We start from the raw sequence: 1,863 nt of genomic DNA, 5'->3' as shown, positions 1-1,863 counted from the left end.
GCCGCCGGGATCGTTCCCGACGAGCAAGGACGCCTCGGACTGATCGGCCGCCGGGTGCTGTCCCGCCTCCTTGCGCCCCGCCGCCACCGGACCAGCACCCGCAAGGTCAAGTCGCCGATGTCCCGCTACAGCGAACGACGCGACGACGGCCGCCCAGATCACAGCCGCATCATGACCGACCTCGCCGTCACCGTCCTCGAACCCGGCCCCGAACAGCCGCCTCTGCCCACCGTCTCCCGAGACGACCGCTACACCGCCCCGGCCCAGCGCCGACGGCATCGCATCCTCGCCCTGCTGCAGGACGACCCGAACCGGCTGTGGAGACCCACGGAGATCGCCGCCCACTTCGGCGACGTCACCCTGCACACCATGTATCGGCAACTGTCCCGATGGGCCAACACCGGGCTCATCCACAAGCTCGGACCCGGCCTCTACGCAGCCACAACCTGGACCTCAACCCCCTTGCCACCAGCACAAACAGGCTAACTTCCCGGCCTTGGGTTAAGCCCCGACATCGCCCCGATGGAACTCGGGCGCGCCGAGGCCGGACTGCGCACCGATCTGGCTCTGGCCTACTCCGCCCACGGCGACCTCGCACAAGCCCGCCGACAAGTACAGCGCGCCGCCGAACTCTCCAAGCGGTCCGGCTCCGTGCGCCAACGTGCCCGCCTGGCCCGGCTTCTGGAACCGCGGGCTCGCTCAGAAGGCGAGGATGTGGAGTAGGGTGATGAGGGTTCCTGAGCTCTGCACCCACCCCTCGGCAATTAAGCTGCGGACTCTGGTCAAGGGCACCCATTCGTAGACGCCCTCATCGAACTCGGTCGGGTCCGCCACCAGCTCGACATCCCGGCCGACAAAGACATGGTGGGGGCTGCGGACCGTTCCGATCATCGGCTCGAACGTGACCACGTGCTGCACCGAGCCGATACGGTGACCAGTCTCCTCCAACGCCTCACGAACGGCGGTCTGCTCGAGCGTCTCCTCGGGATCCAGGAGCCCTCCGGGTAGTTCCCATCCCCACACGTCAGGCACGAACCGGTGTCGGTAACTCATCAGGACGTGCTCTTCGTCGTGGTCCAGGATCGCGATCACCGCTGCGGAGGGCAGGGCGACGGTGTGGTGCTCGAACCTGCTTCCGGAGGGGGTGGTGATGTCGGCCTTGCCCAACCGAACCCACGGATTGTCATACAGGGTGCGCTCGCCGTGCACCACCCAGCGGCCCTGGCCGTCCTCGCTCCTGTCCATGCCCCGAAACTACCGCGACGGGCTGTCTGTATCGGGCCTCCCCCACCGCTGACGCTCTGTCCGTACACAGGTGACGGGAGGCGATCTCATCATCCAGCACAACCCGCAGCCCACACGAAACTTGGGCCAAGCCAGCGAGAGGTCATACACAGGTTTGGAGTGCAAACGGGCGATACGGTGTCTGCTGGGACGAAGCTGACTAGAGGCGTCCATAACGGTTTCGTATCAGAAATGTTGCGATGTTAGAAGGATAACTCGGACACGAGCAATGAGTGCCACCCTAGGGCTCGCTGCCTTGAGCAGAAGGTACGCCCATCGTCAGGAATCCCATGATTCTCTGACTGTCAGCGCCGCAGTATACGGTTGCCACAGGAACACCAACGGGGCGTCGTCCCGCTGGCTCCCCATGATGAAAGGTGTGCTGCATGGCCCTGACCGGACCAGAGCATGAGAAGGTCCGTCTCCCCATCATCGAGCTTTGCGCCTGCTCGGGTGGGCGGACTCACAACTCCAGTGGCAGCCGGAGTGGAGGGTCCCGAAAAGTCCCAGCGAGGCCTCACGCCGGGAAGGGGGACACGGATTCGCTCACTGAGGTGATCCCAGCGAGTTCTATGTCAG

At 65.1% G+C, this 1,863-nt stretch carries 3 protein-coding genes; 2 read left to right on the top strand and 1 reads right to left on the bottom strand.

Annotated elements, in window-relative coordinates; translation table 11 throughout:
- Both BJF83_RS02550 and BJF83_RS02545 read left to right on the top strand, forming a co-directional pair.
- Positions 1-486: helix-turn-helix domain-containing protein (locus tag BJF83_RS02550; protein WP_187347068.1), on the top strand; the 486-nt coding region annotated here is incomplete at its 5' end.
- Positions 487-522: 36 nt separating this feature from the next.
- Positions 523-723, top strand: coding sequence for a hypothetical protein (locus BJF83_RS02545; RefSeq protein WP_262391252.1), 201 nt, complete (start codon positions 523-525; stop codon positions 721-723).
- Here the strand turns inward: BJF83_RS02545 and BJF83_RS02540 are convergent.
- Positions 700-1,245 (bottom strand): NUDIX hydrolase, encoded by a 546-nt coding sequence (locus BJF83_RS02540; RefSeq protein ID WP_075925031.1) that lies wholly within the window; start codon positions 1,243-1,245, stop codon positions 700-702. The genes BJF83_RS02545 and BJF83_RS02540 overlap by 24 nt on opposite strands.
- Between the last annotated feature and the right edge of the window lie 618 nt (positions 1,246-1,863).

It is taken from the genome of Nocardiopsis sp. CNR-923, assembly GCF_001942255.1.
GTDB lineage: Bacteria > Actinomycetota > Actinomycetes > Streptosporangiales > Streptosporangiaceae > Nocardiopsis.
The sequence above is the reverse complement of the archived record's forward strand: the minus strand, read 5'-3'. Positions and strand labels throughout refer to the sequence as shown.